The organism is Crenobacter sp. CS_VA4, assembly GCF_055597485.1.
In genome coordinates this window covers 302779-325178 of the sequence record NZ_JBVMAE010000002.1, presented here as the reverse complement: position 1 = coordinate 325178, position 22400 = coordinate 302779, and the positions used below count along the sequence as shown (strand labels likewise).

24 protein-coding genes and 1 pseudogene are annotated in these 22400 nt (G+C 64.5%); 15 read left to right on the top strand and 10 right to left on the bottom strand.

Annotated features, from left to right (window positions below; all coding sequences use genetic code 11):
- The first annotated feature begins 197 nt into the window (after window positions 1-197).
- From ACZ2IA_RS03385 to ACZ2IA_RS03365, 5 genes are all read left to right on the top strand, one after another.
- Window positions 198-1340 carry a D-alanyl-D-alanine carboxypeptidase family protein gene (locus ACZ2IA_RS03385; RefSeq protein WP_470291157.1) on the top strand — a complete coding sequence of 381 codons (1143 nt, stop codon included), beginning with the start codon at window positions 198-200 and terminating at the stop codon, window positions 1338-1340.
- Window positions 1341-1623: 283 nt separating this feature from the next.
- Window positions 1624-1890 carry an HP0495 family protein gene (locus tag ACZ2IA_RS03380; protein WP_470291156.1) on the top strand — a complete coding sequence of 89 codons (267 nt, stop codon included), beginning with the start codon at window positions 1624-1626 and terminating at the stop codon, window positions 1888-1890.
- On the top strand, window positions 1890-2513 hold the full coding sequence (lipB, locus tag ACZ2IA_RS03375) for a lipoyl(octanoyl) transferase LipB (protein ID WP_470291155.1): 624 nt from the start codon (window positions 1890-1892) through the stop codon (window positions 2511-2513). Before ACZ2IA_RS03380 ends, lipB begins: the two co-directional genes overlap by 1 nt.
- The gene (gene lipA, locus ACZ2IA_RS03370) at window positions 2510-3469 is read left to right on the top strand and encodes a lipoyl synthase (RefSeq protein WP_470291154.1); all 960 of its coding nucleotides are present in this window, start codon (window positions 2510-2512) and stop codon (window positions 3467-3469) included. Before lipB ends, lipA begins: the two co-directional genes overlap by 4 nt.
- A 305-nt stretch (window positions 3470-3774) precedes the next feature.
- The gene (locus ACZ2IA_RS03365; protein WP_470291153.1) at window positions 3775-4941 is read left to right on the top strand and encodes an alpha/beta fold hydrolase; all 1167 of its coding nucleotides are present in this window, start codon (window positions 3775-3777) and stop codon (window positions 4939-4941) included.
- A gap of 95 nt (window positions 4942-5036) precedes the next feature.
- Here ACZ2IA_RS03365 and ACZ2IA_RS03360 read toward each other — a convergent pair whose 3' ends face one another.
- From ACZ2IA_RS03360 to ACZ2IA_RS03350, 3 genes are all read right to left on the bottom strand, one after another.
- Window positions 5037-7265 carry a TonB-dependent receptor gene (locus ACZ2IA_RS03360; protein WP_470291152.1) on the bottom strand — a complete coding sequence of 743 codons (2229 nt, stop codon included), beginning with the start codon at window positions 7263-7265 and terminating at the stop codon, window positions 5037-5039.
- Between the two features lie 270 nt (window positions 7266-7535).
- Entirely contained in the window at window positions 7536-7865 is a 330-nt protein-coding gene (locus ACZ2IA_RS03355; protein WP_470291151.1) for an MFS transporter, read from the bottom strand.
- Window positions 7811-8854, bottom strand: a complete 1044-nt coding sequence (locus tag ACZ2IA_RS03350; protein WP_470291150.1) for an MFS transporter — start codon at window positions 8852-8854, stop codon at window positions 7811-7813. The genes ACZ2IA_RS03355 and ACZ2IA_RS03350 overlap by 55 nt, the downstream gene beginning before the upstream one ends.
- A gap of 418 nt (window positions 8855-9272) precedes the next feature.
- Here ACZ2IA_RS03350 and ACZ2IA_RS03345 point away from each other — a divergent pair, with 418 nt between their 5' ends.
- From ACZ2IA_RS03345 to ACZ2IA_RS03335, 3 genes are all read left to right on the top strand, one after another.
- Entirely contained in the window at window positions 9273-9932 is a 660-nt protein-coding gene (locus ACZ2IA_RS03345; protein WP_470291149.1) for a cytochrome b/b6 domain-containing protein, read from the top strand.
- A 78-nt stretch (window positions 9933-10010) separates the two neighbouring features.
- Entirely contained in the window at window positions 10011-10907 is an 897-nt protein-coding gene (locus tag ACZ2IA_RS03340; RefSeq protein ID WP_470291148.1) for a LysR substrate-binding domain-containing protein, read from the top strand.
- A gap of 127 nt (window positions 10908-11034) precedes the next feature.
- Entirely contained in the window at window positions 11035-11772 is a 738-nt protein-coding gene (locus tag ACZ2IA_RS03335; protein ID WP_470291147.1) for an SDR family NAD(P)-dependent oxidoreductase, read from the top strand.
- Between the two features lie 58 nt (window positions 11773-11830).
- Here ACZ2IA_RS03335 and ACZ2IA_RS03330 read toward each other — a convergent pair whose 3' ends face one another.
- From ACZ2IA_RS03330 to ACZ2IA_RS03310, 5 genes and pseudogenes are all read right to left on the bottom strand, one after another.
- Entirely contained in the window at window positions 11831-12466 is a 636-nt protein-coding gene (locus tag ACZ2IA_RS03330) for a 2-hydroxychromene-2-carboxylate isomerase (protein WP_470291146.1), read from the bottom strand.
- Window positions 12467-12530: 64 nt separating this feature from the next.
- Window positions 12531-13475, bottom strand: a pseudogene (locus tag ACZ2IA_RS03325) (CmcJ/NvfI family oxidoreductase).
- A 149-nt stretch (window positions 13476-13624) separates the two neighbouring features.
- Window positions 13625-14497, bottom strand: coding sequence for a LysR substrate-binding domain-containing protein (locus ACZ2IA_RS03320; RefSeq protein ID WP_470291145.1), 873 nt, complete (start codon window positions 14495-14497; stop codon window positions 13625-13627).
- A gap of 19 nt (window positions 14498-14516) precedes the next feature.
- The gene (locus tag ACZ2IA_RS03315; protein ID WP_470291144.1) at window positions 14517-14948 is read right to left on the bottom strand and encodes a c-type cytochrome; all 432 of its coding nucleotides are present in this window, start codon (window positions 14946-14948) and stop codon (window positions 14517-14519) included.
- 186 nt (window positions 14949-15134) lie between these two features.
- The gene (locus ACZ2IA_RS03310) at window positions 15135-15563 is read right to left on the bottom strand and encodes a c-type cytochrome (protein WP_470291143.1); all 429 of its coding nucleotides are present in this window, start codon (window positions 15561-15563) and stop codon (window positions 15135-15137) included.
- Window positions 15564-15715: 152 nt separating this feature from the next.
- On the opposite strand from ACZ2IA_RS03310, the gene ACZ2IA_RS03305 reads away from it, so the two are divergent.
- The 6 genes from ACZ2IA_RS03305 to ACZ2IA_RS03280 are packed head-to-tail and all read left to right on the top strand — an operon-like array spanning window position 15716 to window position 19733.
- Window positions 15716-16150 (top strand): transcriptional repressor, encoded by a 435-nt coding sequence (locus tag ACZ2IA_RS03305; protein ID WP_470291142.1) that lies wholly within the window; start codon window positions 15716-15718, stop codon window positions 16148-16150.
- The gene (locus ACZ2IA_RS03300; RefSeq protein ID WP_470291168.1) at window positions 16138-17067 is read left to right on the top strand and encodes a CobW family GTP-binding protein; all 930 of its coding nucleotides are present in this window, start codon (window positions 16138-16140) and stop codon (window positions 17065-17067) included. The genes ACZ2IA_RS03305 and ACZ2IA_RS03300 overlap by 13 nt, the downstream gene beginning before the upstream one ends.
- Window positions 17068-17079: 12 nt before the next feature.
- Window positions 17080-17205, top strand: coding sequence for a hypothetical protein (locus tag ACZ2IA_RS03295; RefSeq protein WP_470291141.1), 126 nt, complete (start codon window positions 17080-17082; stop codon window positions 17203-17205).
- Window positions 17202-17945, top strand: a complete 744-nt coding sequence (locus tag ACZ2IA_RS03290; RefSeq protein WP_470291140.1) for a metal ABC transporter ATP-binding protein — start codon at window positions 17202-17204, stop codon at window positions 17943-17945. Before ACZ2IA_RS03295 ends, ACZ2IA_RS03290 begins: the two co-directional genes overlap by 4 nt.
- A gap of 17 nt (window positions 17946-17962) precedes the next feature.
- Window positions 17963-18835: a metal ABC transporter permease gene (locus ACZ2IA_RS03285; protein ID WP_470291167.1), complete on the top strand. Its 873-nt coding sequence runs from the start codon at window positions 17963-17965 to the stop codon at window positions 18833-18835.
- A 13-nt stretch (window positions 18836-18848) separates the two neighbouring features.
- Window positions 18849-19733: a metal ABC transporter substrate-binding protein gene (locus ACZ2IA_RS03280; protein ID WP_470291139.1), complete on the top strand. Its 885-nt coding sequence runs from the start codon at window positions 18849-18851 to the stop codon at window positions 19731-19733.
- On the opposite strand, the gene ACZ2IA_RS03275 is transcribed toward ACZ2IA_RS03280, so the two are convergent.
- Window positions 19726-20409 (bottom strand): sulfite exporter TauE/SafE family protein, encoded by a 684-nt coding sequence (locus tag ACZ2IA_RS03275; RefSeq protein ID WP_470291138.1) that lies wholly within the window; start codon window positions 20407-20409, stop codon window positions 19726-19728. The genes ACZ2IA_RS03280 and ACZ2IA_RS03275 overlap by 8 nt on opposite strands.
- Before the next feature lie 347 nt (window positions 20410-20756).
- On the opposite strand from ACZ2IA_RS03275, the gene ACZ2IA_RS03270 reads away from it, so the two are divergent.
- Window positions 20757-21554, top strand: a complete 798-nt coding sequence (locus ACZ2IA_RS03270; protein WP_470291137.1) for an enoyl-CoA hydratase — start codon at window positions 20757-20759, stop codon at window positions 21552-21554.
- A gap of 72 nt (window positions 21555-21626) precedes the next feature.
- Here the strand turns inward: ACZ2IA_RS03270 and ACZ2IA_RS03265 are convergent, their stop codons facing one another.
- Entirely contained in the window at window positions 21627-22385 is a 759-nt protein-coding gene (locus ACZ2IA_RS03265) for a peptidylprolyl isomerase (RefSeq protein WP_470291136.1), read from the bottom strand.
- Between the last annotated feature and the right edge of the window lie 15 nt (window positions 22386-22400).

The window sequence follows — 22400 nt, the reverse complement described above, 5'->3', positions numbered from 1 at the left end:
TTAATTGCTGCGGTCCAGATTATCAGGCGCTGCTCGGAACTCCAAGTCGTAGCACTGCACCAATGCCGTTGCGGACGCGCGTCGCACGGCCGGCGGTTTTGGCGCGGTGCAGTTTGCTCGGCGCGTCCCTTGCCGGTGTAGCGGTGTATAATCGCCGCCTACAGTATTTGCCAGCCCACACCACAGTTGTAATGCCAATGAAAAAATTGACCAGCCTGATTGTGGCAGCATCGTTCGCGCTGCCGTGTTTCGCCTTTGCATCGTCGGCCTTTGTGCCACCCGCTCCTGAAATCGCTGGCAAAGCCTATTACCTGCTGGACTTCCAGAGTGGCCAGGTGCTGTCGGCGCGCGACCCGGATGCCCGCGTCGAACCGGCGTCGCTGACCAAGTTGATGACCGCCTACCTGACCTTCAAGGCGCTGAAGGAAAAACGCCTGTCGACGGACCAGATGCTGACGGTGTCGCAGCGCGGCTGGAAGACCGAAGGCTCGCGGATGTTCCTCGATCCGAAAAAGCCTGCCCGTGTCGACGACCTGATCAAAGGCATGATCGTGCAGTCGGGCAACGACGCCTGCGTGACCTTGGCCGAAGCGATCGCCGGCAGCGAAGACGTGTTCGCCCAGGTGATGACCCAGCAGGCCAAGAAACTGGGCATGAAGAACACCAACTTCATGAACGCCACCGGCCTGCCAAACCCGAACCACTACACCACGGTGCACGACCTAGGCATCCTGGCCGCGGCGCTGATCCGCGACTACCCCGAGTACTATCCGACCTATTCGATCAAGTCGTTCACCTATAACAACATCACCCAGCCGAACCGCAACCTGCTGCTGTACCGCGACCCGAACGTCGACGGCATGAAGACCGGTTACACCGATACAGCCGGCTACAATATGGTCACCTCCAGCCACCGCGACGGCCGTCGCGTCGTATCGGTGGTAGTCGGCACCGCTAGCCCGGAAGCGCGCGCGGTCGAGAGCTCCAAGCTGCTCAACTACGGCCTGCAGTTCTTCGATACGCCGAAGCTGTACGCCGCACAGAAGCCGGTGTCGGAAGTGTCGGTATACAAGGGCGATGCCAACAAGCTGCCGATCGGCTTTGCCGGTGATGTGTTCGTGTCCGTGGCCAAGGGCCAGGCCGCCAAGCTGAAGGCTGAGCTGACCACCAAGCAGCCGGTGATCGCGCCGATCCAGGCCGGTCAGCAGGTCGGCACGCTAAAGGTCAGCCTCGACGGCCAGCCGCTGCTGGAGCGTCCGGTGGTGGCGCTGAAGAGCGTCGGCGAAGCCGGTTTCTTCGGCCGGCTGTGGGACAGCATCAAGCTGATGCTCGGTATGTAAGAAGAACCTGTTCAGAAGCTGTCGCGAGCGGGCCTCAGCGGCGGGTGAAGAGCAGCGCAGAAACCGGAATGTACTCGGAGTACATGAGGATTTCGAGCGGCACATGAGCCCCGATCAGGTCCGCGTAGCAAGATTATGAGCAGGCTCTAAGCAGTAGGGCAGGGTCGGCTGTTGCAAGACCCTGCTCTCAGACGGGTGGAACGTCGTCCCACATAGTGCGACAATCGGCCGTTGTGAATCCGGCCGCCGGCCCTGTTCGGCGGCCTACTAGCTGGATAAAGCCATGAGTGATAAAGACGATCTGTTCGAATTTCCCTGCCGTTTCCCGTTGAAGATCATGGGCGAGCGGCACGACGAATTCGCCGTGACCATCCTCGACGTGGTGAAGCAGCACGCTCCGGCCACCACCGAATCCGACCTCGACGTGCGCGAGAGCTCTAGCGGCAAGTACCTGGCGCTGACGGTGACGATCACCGCCGACAGCCGTGAGCAGCTCGACAACATCTACCGAGCGCTGACCGGCCACCACATGGTCAAGGTGGTGCTGTAGTGGATCGCCAGGTCAAATGGCTGGGCCGGGTCGATTACGAGCCGACCTGGCGCGCCATGCAGGCGTTCACCGAGACGCGCGGCGCCGACACCCCAGACGAAGTGTGGATTGTCGAGCACCCGCCGGTGTACACGCTCGGCCTGGCCGGCAAGGAAGAGCACCTGCTCAAGCATACCGACATCCCGCTAGTGAGGACCGACCGCGGCGGCCAGGTGACCTACCATGGTCCGGGCCAGCTGGTCGTCTATCTGCTGATCGATGTCAAGCGGCTCGGTATCGGCGTGCGTGCACTGGTGCGTCGTATCGAGCAGTCGGTGATCGACCTGTTGGCCGATTACGGCGTCAATGCCTACGGTGACGTCGATGCGCCGGGCGTCTACGTCGACGGTGCCAAGATCGCCTCGCTCGGCCTGCGCATCCGCAACCATGCGACCTATCACGGCCTGAGTCTGAACGTGGACATGGACCTGACCCCGTTCGACTGGATCAACCCCTGCGGGTACGCCGGACTCAAAGTCACGCAATTGAAGGAACGGGCCGGGCCGGTGACGCTGCATGACGTCGCCGATCGGTTGCTACCCCATTTGGAGCGTCACCTGGCGGTGACGGAGGAGACTGCATGAAGATCGACAACGCCGCCGGCGTGAAACACAAGGGTGCGGACAAGACCGCGCGCATTCCGATCAAGATCGTCCCGCTCGACGAGAAGCTGAAGAAGCCGGAATGGATCCGCGCCAAGCTGCCGAACGGCCAGCGCTTCCACGAGATCAAGCAGATTCTGCGCGAGCAGAAGCTGCACACTGTCTGCGAAGAGGCCACCTGTCCGAACATCGGCGAGTGCTTCAGCAAGGGCACCGCGACGTTCATGATCATGGGTGACATCTGCACCCGTCGTTGCCCGTTCTGCGACGTCGGCCACGGTCGGCCGAATCCGCTCGACCCGAACGAGCCGATCCACCTCGCCGAAACCGTTGCCGCACTGCGCCTGAAGTATGTGGTGATCACCTCGGTCGACCGCGATGACCTGCGTGACGGCGGTGCGCAGCACTTCGCCGACTGCATCAACGAGATCCGCAAGCAGTCGCCGGGCACCCAGATCGAAGTGCTGGTGCCGGACTTCCGCGGCCGTCTCGACATCGCGCTCGAGATCATGACCGCGGTGCCGCCGGACGTGATGAACCACAACCTGGAAACCGCGCCGCGTCTCTATAAGCAGGCGCGTCCGGGCGCGGACTACCTGCACTCGCTGAAGCTGTTGAAGGACTTCAAGGCGCAGAACCCGCACGTGCCGACCAAGTCGGGCATCATGGTCGGCCTCGGCGAGACCGACGAGGAAGTGTTGGAAGTGATGCGCGACATGCGTGCTCACGACATCGACATGATCACCGTCGGTCAGTATTTGCAGCCGACCGACGGCCACCTGCCGGTGCTGCGCTACGTGCACCCGGACACCTTCAAGTGGTACGAGGAGAAGGCCTACGAGATGGGCTTCAAGCACGCCGCGGTCGGTGCGATGGTGCGCTCCAGCTACCATGCCGACGAGCAGGCGCACGGCGTGGTGAACGAGGCGGTGGCCTGAACTCAGGCTGATCGCGCTGCCGCTTAGGCGCAAAACAGGAACGGATTGGTTGCAACCTCGGTTGCCCAGTCCGTTTTTTTGTTGCTTGGCGACTCTGCGCCCTCGTCGCCGTGGCAAGCGAGCCGATTCGGTCGCGCGTTTTCGTTCTGTCATATTCGCCGCCTATAGTGAGGCGTCCATAGTTTGGAAGAATATTCATTGATATCAGTATCTTATTTGACATCGATGGAACGATCTGCCAGCCTGTGGACGTCACTCACCAAGAGCCTCGCGCCTGGCGCGGTGCTCGGGAAAGGACGGATCACATGGACGTAGTCGCGTTTTCTTCACAAGAGGGGACGGCGGTACGGCTGACCGAGCTGGATACCCCGGCCATCCTTGATCACCTGTTGGCGCTGGACGCGGAAGACCGTTTCCTGCGCTTTTCCTACCAAGCCGACGATGCGGCGCTGGCCGCCTACGTGCAGGGCATCAACTACAACCGCGACGTCGTCTACGGCGTCTGGCAGGGCGGGCGTCTGGCCGGCTTCTGCCACCTGACCGTGTTCGACGACGCCGGTCATCCGGCCGCCGAAATCGGCGTCAGCGTCAGCCGGCCGGCGCGCGGGCAAGGCTTGTCGAGCCGGATGCTGAGCGCGTCGCTCGCCGAGGCGCGCAAGCGCGGCATCTCGCAGGTGGCCATCCTATTCATCCGCCGTAACCTGCGCATGATGGCGCTGGCGCATCGTTTCAGCGGCCGGATCGAGACCGACGGCGACGAAGCGGTCGCCTTCATCCCCGTCATCGAGCGCGAGCTGACGAGGCGGATTGACACCTATCTGTTGCCGTCCGGCATCGAGGTGTTCGAGAAACTCCCGGAGCATGCCGATGCGGTGCCGGTAGTGCTGGTGCACGGCGCCGGCGGCGACGGCTGGCAATGGCGGCAGACCTTTCTGCCGTACCTGGCGCAGAAGGGCTACCACGCCATCGCCTTGTCGCTGACCAACCACGGCGGCAGTCGCCGCGAGCGGGTGGGGTCGGTGATCGATTATGTGCAGGATGTAGAGCTGATCACCCGCGAGCTGGCGGCGGAGCCGGTGATCGTCGGCCATTCGATGGGCGGTTTCGTGGTTCAACACTGGCTGGCCCGTAATCCAGCGCGCAAGGCGGTGCTGATGGGCGCGGTGCCATTCGACAAGCTCGACCGGGATGAACTGCGAGCGGCGCAGGACAACCTGGCGAGTCCTTTTGCCCGGAGCGTGTTGGCCGAAGCGATGGCTAACTCGCCTGAAGCACGGGTGGAGAACGTGCGGGTGCCGGTGGTGGTGATCGGTGGGGCGCGCGATAAGGTGATCCCGCCGGCTATCATTGGCCGAACCGCGCGAGCTTATGGCCAGCGGCCGCTGATGTTGCCGAATAGTGGGCACGCGATGATGCTGGGGCGGGACTGGCAGACGGCGGCGGATGCAGTTTGCGGCTGGCGTCCTGGGTGATCTCGGCAGGCGTATCGCGAGACAGACAGCAGGATAAAGAAAACCCGCCGGCAGAGCCGGCGGGTTTTTTGTGCCTGAGATACCCAGGAGAGGTCTTAATAGTCGACGCTGTAGGTCACACCGTAGGTGCGGCCACGGCCTTGGAAGTCGAGGACTTGCGGGGGAACCGCGCCCTTGTAGAAGACCTGTGCACGTTGTCCCCAGATGGTGTCGTACTGCTTGTTGAACAGGTTCTGGATGCCGAAGCTCAGCGTGCCGACCGGCAGTTTCTGGCTGCCGAGCAAGTCGAACGTGGTGTAACCGTGCAGTTGGTTCCCATCCCTGTCGCTCAAGTTGAACTCGTGGTTGCCTTGCAGGCGCAGCGAGGTATTGTTGGCCGTCCAGTCGGTAAACAGGGTGGCCTTGGACGGGCTGGCCGAGGTGACCGCCTGCTTGCCCCACTTGCCGTCGGCATCCTGCTGCTCGGACTTGATGGCGAGGAAGTTGCTGCCAACTTGCCAGTTGTCGTTGAAGGTATAGGCGACTTGGCCTTCCAGGCCATAGGTGCGCACTTTTTGGTTGAGGACTCGAATCAACAGTGTTTTGCTGACGAAATCGATGGCCTTGTCCTGCCAGGTGTAAAACGGTGCCGCTTGGATTTGCCAGCCGTTACGGCCGAAGCGCCAGCCTAGCTCAACCTGGCGGGTCTTGATGCCGTCCAGCGGTGAGCTGACGACATCAACGCTCTGAATCAGTGGTGCGTGTCCGGCTACTGGCTTGCCATAGATACCCTGACCGTAGAATTTGGCCGGATCGGGCAGCTCAAAGCCTTCCGAGTAGTTGGCCCATACCTGGCTGCCCGGCATCAGTTTGTAGACGACGCCCAGGTTCGGCAGGGTGACGTTATAGCTCTTGGTGCCACCGGGTACCGCATCGGCCGATTTGAGTTTGCCGTTGGCAATTTGAAGCTGTTGTTTGGCGTCGACGAAGTCGTCGACCTTATTCTTGATGTGCTGCTGGCGCAGGCCGAAGTCGAGGCTCAGCTTGTCGGTCAAACGCCATTTGCCTTGGACGAATCCTGCGATGGTATCGGTCTGAATGCCTGGGTAACGACCGGTTTCGAAGGCGCGGCGGAACACCAGGCCACCGCTGTCATTGATCGCCTTGTTGTCGAAAAAGACCTGATTGGAGTCGAGCTCTTCGTGGGCGAGGTCGAGGCCGTAGCTCAGGCTGAAGGCGTTGGCCCAATCCTTGGTCAAGACGGTCTTGATGCCGTAGACGTTGGTGTTCTGCTGCGAGGTACTGGTGCCCGAGGTCTGCGGGAACGGGTAGAAGTCCAGTTTCTCCTGGCGGGCGTAACCCTGCACGTAGACGTCCTGGCCACCCAGCACGTCCGGCAGGAAGTAGTCGAACTGGCCCATGTAGCGCTTGGTGCTCGGGGTGATGTCCGAGCTGAAGCCGTCACGCATCTCCAGTTGGCTAGTGTTGGCGGTTTTAACCGGGAATACACCGCTCAGATTCTTGCCGAGGTACAGGCTGCGGTTGCCTTGATAACCCGAGTCGTAGGCCTGCATCGTCAGACGCAGTTTCTGACCGCGCGACAGATTGAAGTCGAGGCTGCCCAGCAGGTCGTACGACTGGTTGTACTGAAGGTCGGTCTGGGTAATGTCGGTGAAGATCTGCTTGCCACTGGCGTCGTAGGCGCCGCCGTTCTTCTGGTAGGCGAGCGCCAGACGGCCGTTGACCCAGTCGTTGCCGCCACTGACTGACTGGGCCAGGCGCCAGTCGGCATCGTCGCCGGCGTTGAGGCCGGTGCGCACGCCCGCTTCGGTGGTGAAGCGGGCCGGACCGGCTTCGCCACGCTTGGTGATGATGTTGATGATGCCGCCGGTGGCGCCGGCGCCGTACAGCGCGTTGGCCCCGGAAATCACCTCGATGCGTTCGATGTTGAACGGGTCGATCGAGTCGAACTGGCGACTGATGCCGCGGATGCTGTTGACCAGCGACACACCGTCGATCATCACCAGCACACTGCGGCCACGCATGTTCTGGCCGTTGTTGGTGCGGCCCTGGCCACCCAGGTCGAGGCCAGGAATCAGGTTGCCGAGCGCTTCCTTCAGCGGTACACCGCCCTTGGTCTGTTCTTGAATTTCTTCGTTGCTAATCACCCAGGCGACGCCGGGCAGCTCGCTGATCTGGCTGGGCTTGGCGGCACCCGCCGACACCACGACATTGTCGAGGGTGGCGCTGTTATCGGTGGCGAAGGCTTGGGCGGTAGCGAAGGCGGCGAGTAGGGCTAGGGGGAGGGTACGAAGGGTGGCGGGAGCTGGTCTGATCGGGTTCATGTTTGACAGGTAAGTCGGTTGTAGTTATCGGCAGCAAGTCAGGTGCTTGCCCTGGGCCAATCGTGCTTCCCGCCCGGGCAAGACCGGCGCCATTCTATATGCAAATGAGAATCACTGCTATTAAATGGATTGAAATGCCATTGCGATTGGCAAAAAAGCAACGGAATGAGAATTGTTTTTAATTTATTTGAAAAGAAGCGCGGGCAGGACTAGAGGGGGAGGGGTTGGCCGAAGTGGGCGGGTCAACGCGCCGCTTCGGCCGGCAGGGATTCAGTGATCGGCGGTGAGGCTGTCGTCGCGGGTTTCGCGCAAGCCGAGCACGGCGACGAAGCTCAGCAGCGCGGCGACGGTGACGTAGCCGCCGACCCAACCGAGGCCGCCGCGGGCGACCAGCAACTGCGCGGCGTACGGGGCGACCGAGGCGCCGAGGATGCCGCCCAGGTTGTAGGCGATCGATGCGCCGGTATAACGCACCCGGGTCGGGAAGATCTCCGGCAGCAGCGCGCCCATCGGGCCGAAGGTGAAGCCCATCAGGAACAGCTCGATCACCAGGAACAGCGTGACGGCGCCGACCGAGTGGCTGCCGAGCAGCGGCGCCATCTGAAGCCGGACAGCGCGGCCAGCAGGGTGCCGAGCAGCAGCACCGGCTTGCGGCCCCAGCGGTCGCAGGCCCAGGCCGACAACGGCGTGCCCAGCGCCATGAACAGCACCGCGAAGCACAGAAGACCGAGGAACTGCTGGCGCGAGTAACCCATCGCGCTGGTGCCGTAGCTGAGCGAGAACACCGTCGAGATGTAGAACAGCGCGTAGCACACCACCATAGACAGCGTGCCGAGCAGTGCCGGTCGCCAGTAATGGGTCAGCGTCTCGACCAGCGGCAGCTTGACCGGCGGAGTATCGTGCATCGCCTTGGCGAACACCGGGGTCTCGGTCAGTTTCAGCCGGACGTACAGGCCGACGATGACGAGCAGGGCGCTAACGAGGAACGGAATCCGCCAGCCCCAGCTCTTGAACTGCTCGTCGCTGAGCGTCATCGCCAGGCCGAAGAACAGGCCGTTGGCGACCAGAAAGCCTACCGAGGGGCCAAGCTGCGGAAACATGCCGAACCAGGCGCGTTTGCCGGGCGGGGCGTTTTCGGTGGCCAACAGCGCGGCGCCGCCCCATTCACCGCCGAGGCCGATCCCCTGGCCGAAGCGCAGAACGCAGAGCAGCACCGGCGCGGCCATGCCGATGCTGGCGTAGCCGGGCAGCAGGCCGATCAGCACGGTCGAAATGCCCATCACCAACAGCGACGCGACCAGCGTGGACTTTCGGCCGACCCTATCGCCGAAGTGGCCGAACAGCGCCGAGCCGATCGGTCGGGCAAGGAAGGCGATGCCGAAGGTCAGGAAGGCACTGAGCATCTGGACGGTTTCCGAGCCCTTCGGGAAGAAGGTCGGCCCGATCACCAGCGCGGCGGCGGTGGCGAAGACGTAGAAATCGTAATACTCGATGGCGGTGCCGATGAAGCTGGCGAGCGCGATGCGTGCGGTGGAGTTTTCCCCGGGATGGCTCGGCTGATCGAGTGTCAGCGGCGCATTGGTTGTCATGGTGGCTTTCGTGCGGTGGCGAGATTGGACTCCTGCTCCACGGCGGGCGGGCATGACCTGCTTGACCCGGCCGGCCCCGCCTGACGGCGGGTGGCACGGCAGGACAAGGAGACAGTCTATGGCAGCACGGCAGGACGGGGCGCGGGTAGCGGCAACTGGAGTCCATGCCGAGCTGTGGCCGGGTAAGGCTTGGATCCAGTATACGGATGGAATGTTGGGTGGGGCAAGGGGCTTGCCCTAGGCATAGGTCTACCCGGCTGGCTGCCGGGCAGTGCGCCGGTCGGGCGGGGCGATACCGTATAATTTCCGCTTTCATCGGAACGGCCGGGTTGCCGCTGGGTCTGACCGCGGGTGCTCGACAGCTCGATGGCTCCACTGGCGGGGTGGTCGGGCGATTTTTGGAAAAAGGATATTCAGGATGACGCAGGGGGTACGGGTCTGGGACGCGCCGACGCGGCTGTTCCACTGGTTGCTGGTCGCCGGCTTTGCCGGCATGTGGTACAGCGGCAAACAGGGCGGCGACCTGCTGCAGTATCACATCTGGTGCGGCATCGGCATCGCCGGGCTGTTGCTGTTCCGGCTGTTGTGGGGTGTGGTCGGCAGCGACACGGCGCGCTTTGCCCGCTTCGTGCGCGGTCCGGGCACGATCGCACGCTATCTGAAGGGTGAGCTGCCCGAGCACGAACAGCCGGGCCACAACCCCTTAGGCGCCTTGATGGTGCTGGCGCTGCTGGCGGTGCTGCTGTTCCAGGTAGGCACCGGCCTGTTCGCCGCCGATGTCGACAGTTACCTGTACGACGGCCCGCTGGCAGCACGGATCGACAGCGGCCTCGCCGAGACGGTGACCGGCTGGCACAAGCTGTCGTTCAACCTGCTGCTTGGTCTGGTCGGCCTGCACCTGTTGGCGATCGTGGTCTACAAGCTGGTGAAGCGGCAGAACCTGGTCGGCGCGATGCTGACCGGCCGCAAACCGCTCGGAGCCGCCGCGCCGCGCCTGCGCTTTGCCTCGCCGGTCCTAGCGGTGCTGATGGCGCTGCTGTCCGCCGGTGGTGTCTATCTGCTGCTGACCCGCGTCTGATCCGGTTCGGCCAACATTGGCCGCGTGTCGTTTGCAGGCGGTGCATGACGGGTTGGGCAAAGCAGGGCAAAGAGGGGCATGGAAGAACTCAACGATCTGTATCTGTTCGCGCGGGTGGTAGAAGCCGGCGGGTTTTCCGCGGCGGAACGCCAGACCGGGATTCCCAAGTCCCGGCTGAGCCGTCGCATCGCCGCGCTCGAAACGCGGCTGGGCGTACGGCTGATTCATCGCTCGGCGCACCGCTTCAGCGTGACCGCGATCGGCGAGAACGTCTATCGCCACGCCCGCACCATCGCCGACGAGGCCGAGGCGGTGGTGGCGGCGGTCGGCGAAACCTTGGCCGAACCGAGCGGGCTGGTCCGTATCAGCGCCTCGCGGCTGATGGGCGATACGTTGGCGGCGTGGCTGGCCGAATTCATCGAGCAGTACCCCAAGGTCAGGGTCGCGCTCGACCTGTCGAACCGCTACGTCGATCTGCTGGCCGAGCGGGTCGACGTGGCGATCCGCTTCTCGGCGTCACCGCTGGCCTCGGCCGATGTGGTGGCCCGGCCGATCGGGCGCACACGGATGGCGGTGCTTGCCAGCCCGAGCCTGATCGATCGGCTGGGTGAGCCGGGCGAGATCGACGAGTTGAACGCGTATCCCACCCTCGGCCAGGGCCGACTCGACGCGGTTCGCCCCTGGCTGTTCGACGGCGCAGACGGCCAGACGATCCGTTACGAACCGCACCCCCGTTTCGTCACCGACAGCATCACCGCCTTGCGCGAAGCGGCCGCGCGCGGCGCCGGGCTGATCCAGCTGCCGCTGCGGGCCTGCGAGGCTTGCCTCGCCGATGGCAGCTTGCGCACCGTGCTGGACCGGTACCCGTCGACCGAGACGACCGCCTATGCGATGTACCCCAGCCGTCACGGCCAGACCTCGGCCGTGCACGCGCTGCTGGCCTTCCTCGAGGCGCGTTTCCGTACCCTCGACTAGCGTGGCGTTCCAGAAATGGAACGCCGCATGGCCAGTGTTGAGGCTTCCGTGGCCGATCCGTTCCCCCTATCTTGTGTTCAGCGCGACGCACGGTCGCATGACACAACGTTAGGGGAAAGGAGTCACGATGAAGCTGAAGAACAAGATTGCACTGGTCACCGGCGGGTCACGCGGCATCGGCAGGGCGACGGCGATCAAGCTCGCCAGCGAAGGCGCTAGCGTCGCCATCGTCTACCAGAACAACCGAGCTGCGGCTGACGAGGTGGTTCGGGCTATCGAGAGTGCCGGCGGTCGTGCCGCCGTGTTCCAGGCCGACGTGTCGGACGAGGGAGCCGTCAAGCTGGCCGTCGCCGACGTGGTCAAGACCTTCGGCCGGATCGACGTGCTGGTCAACAATGCCGGTATCTTCGGCGCGCAGCCGGTCGGCACGATCGAGCGCGAGTTTTTCGACGAACAGCTGCGCGTCAACACCTGGAGCGTGATCACGGTCACACAAGTGGCGTTGCCGCACTTTCCCGCCAGCGGCGGCAGCATCGTCAATGTGTCGAGCAGCCTGATCTACCGGCCCGGTGGCGGCACCGCCGTGTACTCGGCGAGCAAGGCGGCGGTCAGCGCGCTGACGCACGGCTTCGCGCTGGAACTCGGCGCGCGCCAGATTACCGTCAACGCCGTCGCTCCGGCGATCACCCGCACCGACATGACCGCTGGCATTCCGACCGGTCACCTTCAGGATGAGACCCTGCTGACGCCGCTCGGCAGGCTTGCCGAGCCGGCCGATGTGGCGAACGTGGTCGCGTTCCTGGCGTCGGATGAGGCACGCTGGATCTCCGGTCGAACCATCCAGACCGACGGTGGGCGAATGTAAGGCTCGCCGCGGTGCCGAGCCTAGACGGCCCCTCCGGGTGCGCGGGCAGGGCGCGGCGTCATGGTCGAGCCTGCTCGGCCGCGAATGCGAGTGCGTCGCCAAGCCTGTCGTTGCCCCAGAACATCTCGTTGCGGACAAAGAACGTCGGCGCCCCAAAGACGCCGCGCGCCTTGGCCGGTTCGGTCTGTTCCCGCAGGCTAAGCTTGTTCGGCTCGGCCTGCACGTCGGCGATGAGCTGTGCGGCGAGCAGGCCGAGCCCAATGAGCTCTTCGGCTACCGCCTCCGGCGAGTCGATGTCCTGGTCGGCGGCGAAGTTCAAGAGCATGATCCGCTTGCAGTACTCGCCCATCCACGACTGTTCGGCGCCAAGTAGGGCAACCCGCATCGGCAACAAGGCGAGCCGCGGGAACATGGTCGGTCGGGTCCACGGCAGATCGTATTTGCGGCACTGTCGCGCCATGTCCGTCCACATGTATTCGCCTTTTGCCTTCTGCTGCACGAACGGCGAGCTGCCCCAGCCGAAGGCCTTGAAGATCGGGCCGAGCAGGAACGGCTTCCAGACCAGCTTCACGCCGTGCCGGGCCGCGGCGTCCTCGATCCGCATCACACTGAGGTAGCTGTAGTTGCTGCCGAACTCGAACCAGAACTCGATCTCGCCGCCGGTGTGGGCGGCGTGCGTCAAGGCTTCTTCCATCTTGCTGTCTCCCGCTCGTGTTATCGGCGCGCGCCGCACCTCATCAGCGGGCGCGCCTGGGGGCTCACTCGTACACGACGAGACAGCGGGTCTCGATACTCTCGCGCAACGGAGCGCCCGGCGGTATGGCCGGAAGATCGAAGGCGGCGTGCGGGGTGTATCGGGCCACTCCGCTGAGCTGCGAGTCGTACTGCTTGAAGATCAGCGCTTCGTGACGGTCCATCTCGCCGAAGTAGAACCACTGGTGCCACGGCGCAGGCAGCGCGAGGTAGATCTCGCCGGTGCGCGTCGGGTAGCGCACCTCGCCCGTCACCAGGTCGGCGGCCGACACCGTGCGGGCATCGCAGACGGCGAGCGGCGTGTCCAGGATCGGCCCCCTGATCGAGCGCCAGATGTTGACGATGCTGTAGCGCTTAACGGCGACGACCGCGTCTGGATCCTGCAGGGTCAGTGTCAGTCGCTTACGGCCCGATTCTTCCGTGTAGTCGTTGTGGATCCGCCCGGAGGCAGCCGGCTGGCTGCCGTCGCCGTGTCGGCCGAAGGTGAGCGCAGGGCGGCCGGGTTCGCGCTAGCGGACCAGGTGATCGAACATATACGCCTGCTTCGCCCCGGTGACGGCCAGCGCGAGTTCGGCCGCCTCGTGGTAGTAGACGTTGCGGATGGCGGCTTCGTCGAGCAAGTCGGTCACCGCCGATGGCGCGTCCCAGAGTTCGAATCCCTCCCTATGCACCGACAGCCGTGAGGTGAGGCTGCGCGCGTCGCGGATGCGCATGGCACGAATGTCGTACTCGCAGTTCTGCCATGGTTCCCCGTGCGGTGGCTCGTACATGTAGTTATACGGGCGCTCGCTGCCGGGCTTCAGGTAGCCGAGCCCGGCGACGACGGACGGCAGCTGCGGGGCGGAGGGGGCGTAGCGCCGTGTCGGCGCCGTGAGAGGCTGATCCGGTAACTCGTCGCCAAGAAAAAGGCGTCCCCGATGGTGCGGCTCGAGCAGAAGAGGTGAAGACATGAATCCTCCGGAAGTGGAGCGTGCGGTTCGTCGGGTCGTCGCATTCCGTCGGTGCGGTCACGCGCGACGGCCCGGTTCTCAGCTTCCGGCGAGGAAGCGTCGATGTCCCTGTATTACAAGCGAACGCAGGCAAGCTCTCAAACGAGATTTCAGCCTTCCTGGGATGCGCCTTGTGCATGCGACAAGGTTTCCTGCTGCGCTTCCGCCCTGATCCAGTCGATCACGTGCCCCACGCCCTCACGCGGGTCCGCGTCGGCCTGGATCATCCAGTAGGCGTAGGCCGTCTCGGGGCCTTGCTGCGGCGTCGACAGCACGGCGAGCCGGCTATCGGCAAGCATCGGACCGATCAGCTCGAGCCGTCCGAGCGCAATCCCCTGACCGGCGACCGCGGCCTGGATGACCTGATCGTACTGATTGAACCGCAGAATTCCTTTCGGCTTGATGTGCCCCCAACCGATGGCGCTCAACCAGTCGTTCCATTGCAGCCAGGGGCGGCGCGGGTCGTCGAACTCCAGCAGGAACTGTTCGGCGAGGTCCCGGGCCGAGTCGAGGGACTTCACGCCGAGGGATGGGTGGGCGACGGGCGCGACGGTCTCGCCGAAGAGCCGGGTGGCGCCTTCCGGCGCGGCAGACTGGTGGCAATACCGGATCGCCAGGTCGATGCCTACGCTCTTGAGGTCGACAAGCCGGTTGTTGGCGGCGACACGCACGTCGATGCCGGGGTGGTGCTGTTGAAACCGCCCAAGACGGGGCAGCAGCCAAAGCCCGGTCACGCCGATGCTGGCGGTAATGGTCACCGGTCGGCGGCCACCGGTGACGCTGATGGCACCGATGACGTCCTGCAACTGCTGCACGGCGCTGTCTGCGCTTCGAAACAGGCGCTCGCCTTCGGCGGTGAACGAGATAGAACGATGTCCACGCACCAGCAGCTTGACGCCGAGCGCCTCCTCGAGCGACTGCACCTGGCGGCTCACCGCAGACTGGGTCAGGCATAGGTCATCCGCGGCGAGCGTGATGCTCATGCGACTGAAGAGAGGGGGCTTACTGTTCCGGGCCGCGGAAGCTGTCGTGACAGGCCTTGCAGCTTTGCGCCACGGCGCTGTAGGCGCGCTTCGCGTCGGCCAGCTGGTGGCTTTGCGAGGCGACGGCCAAGGCGTCGACCTTGGTGAAGAAATCCTGCTTGTCGGCGTTGAACTTGGCCGGCTCGGTCCAGATTTCCGGCTTGGCGCGGCTCTTGCCCTCGACGCTGTTCGGCGGAAAGTGCTCGAACGGGGCGCGCGACAGCGTCTTCAGCGCCTCGGCATTCTTCTGGAACTGATCCGGGCGGTACGGGTCACGGCCGCGCACCACCACGCCCATCGGTTCGAAGGTACGCAGCATGGTCTTGAACGCGCTGACGCGATCCTGGTAGGGGCTGGCGAAGGCCGTCGCGCTGGCGGCCAGCAGGGTACAGCAGACGAGGAAGCGTTTCATGATCTGGATTCGGGATAGGTTGTTGGGAAATGCCGGGCTTGGTTCCGAGCATATTATGAGCTTGCAGGTAGGGAGTGGTCAGGTTCTTGGTGCGCTCCGGCTTGCCCGGTCTGCGGGTCTGAGCTCATGCGCACCAAAAAGTTCGGCCCTGCACTAAGGCAGGGCCGTGATGAAGGCGGGCAAGGGTCAGTCCTGGCGGAAGCTGTCGTGGCAGGCCTTACAGGTTTTCTGCACTGCGCCGAACTGGGCCTTGATCGCGTTCAGGTCACCGTCGTTGGCGACCTGCTTCAGTTTGGCGGTCTCGGCCTTGTGGCTGTCGATGTCTTTCTGAAACTCGGCCGGCTTGGTCCAGATCTCCGGGCGGGCGTCGGTCTTGCCCTTGTCGCTGCCGGCCGGGAAGTACTGCCATGGTTGCTGCGACAGCATGTCGAGGTGGGCGGCGAGTTTGGCGAATTCGTCCTTGTTATAAGGGGTCTGCCCCTTAACGACCTTGCCCATCTCGCCGACGGTCTGCTTGTACTGCTTGAACACTTCCTTGCGCTCGACGATCGGGTCAGCGGCAAAGGCCTGGCTGGTAAACAGGGCGGTCAGCGCGAACAATAGCCATTTTTTCATCGGGGTTTTCTCCCTATTGTCATGAAGCTTGAGTTGGCGAAGATTAACACAGCCTTATTTGGCTGAATGTGTGAGAAATGTTAATGCTTGTTAATTTACGATGTTATACAGTAACATTGCATCTGTTCGAACACTCCCTTAATTGCGCACACATGGACAAGACCGCTTATCTCGAGGCCGCGCGCCGGCATTGCGAGTCGCGTGGCTGCCGCCTGACCGAGCTGCGCCAGCAGGTGCTGGAGCTGGTGCTCGAGCATCCCGGCGTGGTCAAGGCGTATCAGGTACTGGCCGACCTGCAGCGCCAACGCGGTGTGGCTGCGCCGCCGACGGTGTACCGTGCGCTCGACTTTCTGGTGGAGCAGGGCCTGCTGCATAAGGTCGAGGCGCTGAACGGCTTCATCCTTTGTCACCATTTCGATTGCCCGCACGACGGGCTGATCCTAGTCTGCGAGCGCTGCGGTGGGGTCGAGGAGCTGGATGCCACCGGCTGCCTGGCTTCGCTGACCGACGCGATGAGCGCCGTGGGCTTCACGCCGCGAGCCCAGAACCTGGTGCTGACCGGTACCTGCCGGAGCTGCCAGGCATGAAGAAGACGCTCGTCAACCTGTTTTCCGGCTTTCTCGGTGTGGGCAAGAGCACCGCGCTGAAGGCCTTGCTGGCACAGCGCCCGGCCCACGAGAAATGGGCGGTGATCGTCAATGAATTCGGCGAGGTCGGCATCGACGCGGCGGCGATCGACGACGGCACGCTGCCGGTGGCCGAGATCGCCGGCGGCTGCCTGTGTTGCGTGGCCGGTCCGCAGATGACGGTGACCGTGGCGACGCTGCTGCGCCGCGAGCGCCCCGACCGGCTGCTGATCGAGGCGAGCGGCCTCGCGCACGCCGCCAGCGTGATCGATGAGTTGCGCGAAAAGCCGCTCGGCGACGCGCTGGAAGTCGGCGTGGTGCTGACCGTGGTCGATCCGCGCCAGTTTATCAACGCCGACTACAACCGCCAGCCGTTGTACCGCGACCAGGTCAGCATCGCCGACGTGCTGGTGGCGAACAAGACCGATCTCGCCGACGTCGAGACGATGGCCGAGTTCCAACGCCTGTCGGCCGGGCTGTTTCCGGCCAAGACGCTGGTCGCCGAGGTGGTCAACGGCGCGGTCGACGTCGCCTGGCTGGATCTGCCGTTGGCCGAAAAGGCCCGCTACCGCCCGGCCGCGCCGACCGAAGCGGCCAGCGACTGGCAGTCGCAGGGCTGGACCTTCGACGCCGGCCGCAACTTCGACGGCGCCCGGCTGACCCGTTTCTTCGACGCGCTGCCCAAACAGGTGCCGTCGCTGGTGCGCGCCAAGGGGGTGTTCCGCGTGCTCGACAGCTGGGTGTGGCTCAACTGGGTCGACGGCCAGTGGGGCGCGTCGCAAGTGGCGTGGCGGCGCGACAGCCGCTTCGAGCTGATCGCTCGCGATATCGACGCCGACGCGATCGAGGCGACGCTGACCGCCTGTCTGGAATCCTGACTTTTTATACCGATGAAGCTTTCTGAATTTTCTCCGAGCCTGCTGGCGATGGCCGTCTGGCAGCGCCTGCTCCTGGCGGTGCTGGTGCTGACCAGCCTGTGGGCCGTGGTCGGCTGGGCACTGGAGGGTAGCGTATGAGCATCGCTCTCGACAACATCACCGTTTCCTACCAACGCCACCCGGCGGTACACCACGCCAGCGGCCAGTTCGCCGAGGGTGAGGCCACCGCGATCTTCGGCCCGAACGGCGCCGGCAAGAGTACCTTGCTCAAGGCGATGATCGGCGCGCTCAAGCCCGATCACGGCAAGGTGCACCTGAACGGCTTCGCCCGCCGCGACATCGCCTACCTGCCGCAGCAGTCGGAAATCGACCGCAGCCTGCCGGTGAGCGTGATCGACCTGGTATCGACCGGGCTGTGGCACCACACCGGCCCGTTCGGCCGGGTTGGCCGAAGCGGCCACGAGCGGGTTTGTGCGGCGCTCGAACAGGTGGGCTTAGCCGAATTCCAGCACCGGCCGATCTCGGCGCTGTCGAGCGGCCAGTTTCAGCGCGTGCTGTTCGCCCGCATCGTGGTGCAGGACGCCCGGCTGATCCTGCTCGACGAGCCGTTCAACGCGGTCGACGCCAAGACCACCTACGACCTGCTAGAGCTGGTGCGGCGCTGGCGCGACGAGAAGCGCACCGTGATCGCGGTGCTGCACGACTATGAACAGGTGCGCGCCTATTTCTCGCAGACCTTGCTGATGGCACGCGAGATCGTCGCCTGGGGCAAGACCGAGGAGGTGCTGACCGACGACAACCTGCTGCGCGCGGTCAACCGAGCCGCGCACTGGCAGGAACACGCGCCAGTGTGCCGCGTCGACGGGGAGGCTGCCTGATGCTATTGGCCAGTTCCCTGTCCCTGTACGACCTGGTGGTCGCGCCGTTCGCCGACTTCGCCTTCATGCGCCGCGCGCTGGCCGGCTGCCTGGCGCTGGCGCTCGGCAGCGGGCCGATCGGCCTGTTCCTGGTGATGCGCCGGATGAGCCTGATGGGCGACGCGATGAGCCACGCGGTGCTGCCCGGCGCGGCGGTGGGCTTCCTGCTCGCCGGCCTGAGCCTGCCGGCGATGAGCCTGGGCGGCTTCGTCGCCGGCGTGCTGGTGGCACTGATGGCGGGCCTCGCCACCCGCTTCACCAGCCTGAAGGAAGACGCCAGCTTCGCGGCGTTCTACCTGTTGTCCTTGGCGCTCGGCGTGCTGCTGGTGTCGAAATCGGGCAGCAACGTCGACCTGATGCACATCCTGTTCGGTTCGGTGCTGGCGGTCGACCAGCCGGCGCTGATCCTGGTCGCCTCGGTGGCGTCGGTGACGCTGTTGGCGCTGGCGGTGATCTACCGGCCGCTGCTGCTCGAGAGCCTCGACCCGGTGTTCCTGCGCGCGGTCGGCAGCCGCGGCGGCTTCTGGCACATGCTGTTCCTGATGCTGGTGGTGCTCAATCTGGTCGCCGGCTTCCAGGCGCTCGGCACGTTGATGGCGGTCGGCCTGATGATGCTGCCGGCGATCTCGGCGCGGCTGTGGGCCAGCTCGGTCGGCGGCATGCTCGGCACCTCGATCGGCGTGGCATTCGGCAGCGGCGTCGGCGGGCTGCTGCTGTCCTATCACTTCGAACTGCCGTCCGGCCCGGCGATCATTCTGCTGGCCGGGCTGGTGTATCTATTTTCCTTGCTGTTCGGTTCGGTAGGGGGGGCGGTGCCTCGCTACGTGCGGACGCGTCATCTTGAAGGTTGAGGGGGGTAATAAAGTGAAAAAACTGCTGTTGGCCGGCCTGGCGCTTGGCCTGTCCGGTTCGATCTGGGCCGCGCCGATGCCGGTGGTGGCAAGCTTCAGCATCGTCGCCGATCTGACCCGCCAGGTCGGTGGCGAGCGGGTCGAGGTCAGCTCGCTGGTCGGGCCGAACCAGGACGCGCACGTGTTCCAGCCGACGCCGTCGGACGCCAAGAAGGTCGCCGCGGCCAAGGTGTTCGTGGCCAATGGCCTGGGCTTCGAAGGCTGGATCAACCGGCTGAGCCGTTCGGCCAACTTCAAGGGCGTGATGGTCGAGGCGACCCAGGGCGTCAAGCCGCGCAAGGCCGACGAGGAAGAAGGCCACGACGATCACGGCAGCATCGACCCGCACGCCTTCCAGGATCCGGTGCGGGTGCAGACCTATGTGAAGAACATAGCGGCCGGCCTTGCCAAGGCCGACCCGGCTGGTGCCGGCTACTACCAGGCGCGTGCCGCCAGCTACACCAAGCAGCTGCGTGAACTCGACGGCTGGGCACAGCAGCAGTTCGCCGCGGTGCCGGTGGCGCAGCGCAAGGTGCTGACCTCGCACGACGCGTTCGGCTACCTCGGCGACCGCTATCAGGTGCGCTTCCTGGCACCGCAGGGTGTCAGCACCGACACCGAGGCGTCGGCCAAGGGCGTCGCCACGCTGATCCGTCAGGTGAAGAAGGAAAAAGTGAAGGCGGTGTTCTTCGAGAATATGACCGACCCGCGCCTGCTCAAGCAGCTGTCGAACGAAGCCGGCGTGAAGATCGGCGGCAAGCTATATTCTGACGCGTTGTCGCCGGCCAACGGTCCGGCGGCCACCTATCTGACGATGTTCCGTTACAACGTCACGACCATCCTCGCCTCGTTCAAATAAACAGCGCACCAGTCCAGAGCGGTTCGGCCAACCTGTAAAGGCCGATCGCGGTCACGGCCAGTCCCGCCAGCAGGCGGACTGGCCGTTTTTGCATCAGCGTGCGCAGCGCGTCGGCGAACGCGCCCATCAACAGCAGGTTGGGCAGGGTACCTAGACCGAACGCCAGCATCGTCAGCGCGCCACCCGACGCGTTGCCGGCGGCTAGAGCGGAGATGCTGGCGCTGTAGACCAGACCACAGGGCAGCCAGCCCCACAAGGCGCCGACCGCGACCGACTGCGCCGGCGAACGTACCGGCAGCAGCCGGGCGAGCCTGGGCTGCAGCACCCGCCACAGCGGCCGGCCGAGCGCCTCGATCCGCGTCACCGAGCTCGACAGTCCGGCCAGGTACAGCCCCATGCCGATCAGCATCAGGTTGGCGACGAAGTACAGCGCCCACTGGAATGGCCGGGTGGCGAGCAGCGTCAGCCCGGCGCCGCTCAAGCCGCCGAGCAGCGCGCCGATCAGGGAGTAGCTGCCGATTCGGCCAACGTTATAGCCGAGCAGGAACGGCGCCCGGCGGGCACCGGCGGGCAGATGCAGGGTGAACGCCGTCACCAGCCCGCCGCACATGCCAAGGCAGTGACCGCCGCCGAGAAGACCGACGACAAACAGGGCAAACAGGCTGGTTTCAAGCATGGCGGACAGCGAGGGCAAGGCAGAGGCAGACGGCCGATTTTAGCAGAGCCGGCCCGGTTTCCCGCAGGGAGCGAGAAATTGCCCATTTGTCAGACTTGATGTAATCATTTTTTTCTAGCAGTTTATAGTATGAGAAATGCGATCAGAGCAGGTGACGGCATCCATTTTTCGCCGGGATGTCGTCCGAAGAGCCGCTTCCTGCGTTAATGGCATGAATAAAGGTGGCTTTTCTTGCTGTCTTGATTTTGACTGGAACTGGTGGCGTTTCTGGTGGTGGCACAGCTTTACGGCCGGACTGCCTCGCTATTGGGCAGCCCCTGAGCGTCTGACAATTGTGGAGAGCCGTAATGGCGAAATATCTGGTAGTAGAAAAACTAGGCCACACGGCCATCATCACGCTGAACAACCCGCCGGCCAATCTGTGGTCCTTGCCGGCGTTGCAGGAGCTGCTCGCCGAGATGAGCACACTCGACCGCGATCCGAGCATCCGTTCGGTAGTGATGACCGGTGCGGGCGAGGGTTATTTCTCGGCCGGCGCCGACCTGAAGCAGTTCGCCAACGGCGATGCGGCGATTGCCGCGGAAGTCGCCGACGCGTTCGCCAACGCCTTCCGGGCGGTTCGCCAGTTTCACGGTGTGACGGTGGCGGCGATCAACGGCTATGCGCTGGGCGGCGGGCTGGAGTGGGCGTTGTCCTGCGACTATATGGTGGCCGAGCGCGGCGCCAAACTGGGCCTGCCCGAAGCGCGAGTGGGGCTGGTGCCCTGTGCCGGCGGTACCAAAGCGTTGACCGACAAAGTCGGCGTGGCCTGGGCCAAGCGTATCGTGCTCGGCGGCGAAACCATCGGCGCCGACAAGGCACTGGCGATCGGCCTGGTGGAGGAGGTGGTCGACTCGGGCTTCGCCAAGATTGTCGCGGTGAGCCTGGCCAACAAGGTGACGGCGCAGGGGCCGGCCGCGGTCGGCGAGGCCGGCAAGCTGATCGAGGCAAGTCCGTTGCGTGCGCTCGACGAGCAACTGGCGCTCGAGAAGGCGGCGTTCCTGCGCCTGTTCGGCCAGGACGAGCAGCGCGAAGGCGTGGCGGCGTTCCTCGCCAAGCGGACGCCATCCTGGCAGGGTGCCGGCGAGGACGATGATGAGGAGTGAGTGGCCGACCGAGCCGCGGGCAAGAAAAAAGGGCGATGCAAGCATCGCCCTTTTTCATGGCCAGTCGGTCGTTTACTTCACGCCGGCCTTGGCCTTCAGGTCGTTGATGTACTGCTCGACCCGCTCCTGGCCGATCTTCTGTTGCAGCTGCGGCTTCAGCGCCTCGAGTGGCGGGGCGCTCTCGGTGCGGACGTCGTCCAGCTTGATCACGTGCCAGCCGAACTCGGTCTTCACCGGGGTCGAGGTCACCTGGCCCTTGGACAGCTTGGTCAGCGCGTCGCCGAACGGGCCGACGAAGTTGGCCGCATCGGCCCAGCCCAGGTCGCCGCCGTTGGCTTTGCTGCCCGGGTCGAGCGATTTCTCGCGGGCCAGCTGGTCGAACGACTTGCCCTTGCGCAGTGCGTCGATCACCGCCTTCGCTTCCGCCTCGGTTTTCACCAGGATGTGGCGGGCGTGGTAGCTCTTCTTCGCCGGCATCTGTGCGACCAGATGGTCGTACTCGGCCTTCAGCTGCGCGTCGGTCACCGGGTTACGGCGCTGGAAGTCGCGGATCGCCTGGTTGGCGAGCGCCATGGACTGCATGTTTTCCAGCTCGGCGCGGAATTCCGGCGTCTTGTCGAGGCCTTTCTTCTCGGCGTCCTGCTTCAGCAGTTCGGCGGTCACCAACTGGTTGCGCACCATTTCGCGCTGTTCCGGGGTGACTTGCTGGCCCTGCGCTTGCAGCGAACGCACGATGGCGTCGATGCGGGCCTGCGATACCGCCGGTGCAGCGGCAAAGCTGCTACCGGCGACTGCGGCCATCAGACTGGCCGCAATAAGGGTTTTGCGCATGATTGATCCTGTGAC